Genomic DNA, 3,979 nt, shown 5'->3' with positions numbered 1-3,979 from the left:
TTGGCGGAGCGGGTGAACGGGATTTTGAAAGGAGAGTTATTGTTGCAAAGCCCGCAGGATTTGACGCAAGCGCGGGAAATGGTGCGTGAAGCAGTAGATATTTACAACGCGGAACGGCCGCATCATGCGTTGAAATACAGAACCCCCGATGCGGTACATAGGGGGTTCTGAGTAGAGAAATGCTAGTTGAAAATGTGTACTCCTATTTCAGGACTAGACATGCATCGATGCGCAATAAAAACCCCGCAGCAAATGGCGGGGTTGTTCATGACTGGACTTCAACGACGGATATCACTCCAGCAAGAAAACAGCCTCGATATTATCGCTTACCGTGATCTGCTGTTGTTGATAACTGTTGTCAGCCATATCCGCCGCGGGAGCAGCCATCGCCATGGCCTGCACCAACTTCAGGTTGCGGCTGTAGGCGGTAATGGGCGAAGCATTGCGGTACTCCACACTGTAGACCTTGCCAAGCTTCATCCCGAACGCCTTGGCCAGAGATTCAGCCTTGGTTTTGGCATCCTCAACGGCATTCAAACGGGCCTGCTCCTTGATGACCTGCGGCGACTTCAACCCGTACTCAATCTGGGATACGGACTCCAGCCCGGCTTTGAGTGCGGTATCCATCAGGGGGCTCAACTTGTCGAGCTGATAGAGCTTCACCGCCAATTGTCGCTGAGCACGGTATCCCAACAATAACGGCTTCTTGTTCTCGCCATACTGATATTCCGGAGAGACCATCAGGTTGCCAGCCTCAACATCGCTGCGCTTGATCCCCAACCCTTCCAGTTGGCTGAAAAAGGCTGCGACCTTGGTATCGACCTGCTGCTTGGCCTTGAGGCCCTGCTTATCCAGTGCACTCACCGCCACATTGAGGGTGAGCATATCGGGTTCGGTCTTCTGCTCGGCATAACCGCTCACCACCAGATGGGGCGCTTGCGGCACTTCAATCGCCAGCAGCGGAGCACTGACAACCAGAGCGGAAAGAGTAAGAAGGGGACGCCACATAGAAAAAAACCTCAATCGGAAAGATTGAGGCCATTATGCCCGTGCAGCTGCGGGATTCATATATCGTGCAAGGGGGGGAGCTGATCCAGTATCTGATTGGTCAGATCGAGACTAATGGTGACCATGCTGCCGGGATCCTGGCTCTGGTTTGCCATATCCAGCGCAGGAGCCGCGCCACAGACCAACACCTCATCATCGAAATGGAACGAGTCCCACGACAGAACGTGTCCTTGCACCGCCTGTCCGATATTGGTGCCACCACTATCCTCCTCCATCGCAGACCAAGGGATGGTATCAGATGGTCCTAGCAAATCTTGCAACAACGGAGAGTGAAAACTGGCCAGCGGATACTCCTGCTGCCCCTGATGATGGCCAACCAAAATCATGTTATGGGCAGACTCGGTATCCATGACCGGCACATAAGTGATAGAGGCCGTAGCGAAGTCAACATAGAGCGAGCCCGCTACATCACCGGCCTCATTCTCAATCTCCATCCCATCCAGCCGATCCCCCGCGATCGAGGCCTGATAGCCAAACTGGCCTGCGCAGGTAATGTTCCCCTGCCCATCCCAGCTATAACGGATGCCATCAATGTCGACCCAGTTGAATGACTGCATGATTACCCCTCTCCTCTACTGCCGCTATCTTATCCATCCCCTTGAGGAAAAAACAGGGGCTAGGCAAGCCCGGCCCCGAGACAAGGTTACGGATCAACCTTCAAGTTACCGTCATCCAGCAAGTGCTTGATGATCTCCTGATTGGAGCCCAGTGAGGCAAGGTCGAGTGAGTTCTGGAACTGGATGGTCAGTTCCGGGCTCCCACCGGCCCCGGCAGGATCTATCGTCAACGTCTTGGTCGTCGTGTTGAACTGCAGATAGTTGTCCAACACGACAGCCAGATCCTCGTTGTTCCCCACTGTAGGTACGCCGACCAGCAGATCCGACAGATCCAGTACATCTCCACCATTGTTGGTATCACCTAAAGTGAAATCAGTAATGGTATCGATACTGCCGTCCACATCCCCCGCTAACCACTTGAAGGTGTCACTCTCCCCACCACCGGTCATGGTATCGCTGCCAAGGCCACCGATCAGAATGTCCTTACCAAGGTCGCCCGAGAGTATATCGCTACCAGAACCACCATCCAGATAATCATCACCGACACCTCCAACAAGGGTGTCGTTCCCTTCCTGGCCAAAAAGGATATCGTTGCCACTGCCACCATATAGGGTGTCATTACCACCACTGCGGCTACTCTCCCCACTCAGCTCAGTAATGTGGGTCCGGATGTAATCCACCGTCTGTTCACGTGTCCACCCATGACTGGACTCCAGCGTTTCAAATACCAGCCAACCAGAACCTTGGGGCAGATCCAGTCCCAACTCGCTGGCCAGCGTATCGGTATTGAGCACATCGCCAAACAGGATGTCATTGCCAACACCACCATCGGCCACGTCATTGCCGGCCCCCAGCAACACGATAATCTGATCCCCCTCGGTCAGGGCTGCCGTCAACTGCTCGGCACTGGTCACAATCTGGGCATCGCCGATCGGTGCATTGAAACCCTGCTCGATCCGGATATTGTCTATCCGTACCTCAGCATTCCGGTCATTGGAGCTGTCGAGCAGTTCGAACACAAACCCGTATTGCCCGGCCGCCAACCCATTGGTGGTAATGGTGCTATAAGCTGTGGTACCAGAATCACTGATGCCGGTGATGGTGCCGCTTTGCAGGGGATTGGCCAGATCCCAGCCCCCTCCATCCAGCCTCACTAGTCTCCATGTGAAGCTGTCTACCGCATTGACATCTCTCAATGCGTACTGGAACTGCAGGCTTGCCCCCGCTTGCGCGGCCGAGATCTGGATGGCATTGGCCACGGCCAGTGCCAGCACAGTACGGTCCGTATCGGCATTTGTGCGATCCTCACGGATCTGCAGGTAACCCCCTGTTACTGTATGTGTTCCTTGTGGGTCACCACTGCGTACCCATCCAGAGGCCTCATTGATGCCAGTGCCTCCAGAACCAAAGGTGGCAAGGTCAAGGAAGCTGCCGGCCGAGTAGAACTGCGAGCCAGTCTCTGTTGTGTTGTCAAAGAATTTGAGCCGCTCCTGATTGACGCTGTTGGTCACCCCGATAGCATTAACCTGACTGATACTGCTCAGCGCTGCAAACGCATCGACAGACTCCTTGACCACAGTGTAGGTGGTACTGTTGCCCGGTCCTGCTACCTGATTGCTGTCATTGAGGTAGTAAGTCGGGTTGCCATCCGTGACGAAGAAGGTCAGGTTTTGATAGCCGGGATCTGCCTTGCTGCCATTGTTGAACCACTGCACCGCCTGATTGAACGCGGCCTCATAGTTGGTGCCACCATTGGCAACCAGATCATTTATGGCACCGATCAGGGTGTTCACATTGCTGGCATCCAATCCCACTATGGTCACACGCTCGCTGGCATTGGTGGCAAAGCTGATCAAGGTGACATTGATCTCACCGTCATGATCCTTGAGCTGATTGGCCAGATGGGTCAGGGATGCTTGGAGCATGCTCAGGCGGGCACCAGCCATACTGCCGGATACATCCACAACCAAGGCTATATTGTAATTTTCACCCGGGATAAAGTTAGTGGCGGTGCCGCCCACATCCCCGACCAGAATATCGTGCCCGGCACCACCCGCCACGACACCATCCACACTGCCAGTGGGATTAGGCACCTTGTGATCATCCCCGGTCGTGGGTGTCCCGGTACTGTCTGGGGTATCCGAGGTATTGCTGCCAACAACGAACACACCAGCAGCCCTTCCAGCAATGTTCACGGTGAAGGGCTTGCTGTCTGCCTCACCCTCGTCCGTGGTCCCCGCCACATTGCCATTCACCACACCGCTCCAGTCCGCCGGCAAAGTGAAACTCGGCACACCAGCCACGCTCGCACCACTCCAGCTCCAGTCCCCTGCTACCTCTTCATCTTGCTCCCA

The 3,979-nt window shown here is 55.0% G+C and carries 4 protein-coding genes; 1 reads left to right on the top strand and 3 read right to left on the bottom strand.

From position 1 onward, the window contains the following. Positions 1-171: integrase core domain-containing protein (locus AB5Y84_RS15370; protein WP_201902530.1), on the top strand; the 171-nt coding region annotated here is incomplete at its 5' end. Positions 172-291: 120 nt separating this feature from the next. On the opposite strand, the gene AB5Y84_RS15365 is transcribed toward AB5Y84_RS15370, so the two are convergent. The 3 genes from AB5Y84_RS15365 to AB5Y84_RS15355 form a co-directional block, all read right to left on the bottom strand. Further along, a complete protein-coding gene (locus tag AB5Y84_RS15365; protein ID WP_040066535.1) occupies positions 292-1,008 on the bottom strand; it encodes an SIMPL domain-containing protein in 717 nt (238 codons plus the stop codon). A gap of 56 nt (positions 1,009-1,064) precedes the next feature. Next, the gene (locus AB5Y84_RS15360) at positions 1,065-1,625 is read right to left on the bottom strand and encodes a hypothetical protein (RefSeq protein WP_005337339.1); all 561 of its coding nucleotides are present in this window, start codon (positions 1,623-1,625) and stop codon (positions 1,065-1,067) included. An 86-nt stretch (positions 1,626-1,711) separates the two neighbouring features. Beyond that, positions 1,712-3,979: VWA domain-containing protein (locus tag AB5Y84_RS15355; protein ID WP_368177302.1), on the bottom strand; the 2,268-nt coding region annotated here is incomplete at its 5' end.

Origin of the sequence: Aeromonas sp. s11, assembly GCF_040907945.1 — a bacterium.
GTDB classification, from domain to species: domain Bacteria; phylum Pseudomonadota; class Gammaproteobacteria; order Enterobacterales; family Aeromonadaceae; genus Aeromonas; species Aeromonas veronii.
This window is presented reverse-complemented; position numbering and strand designations above follow the sequence as displayed.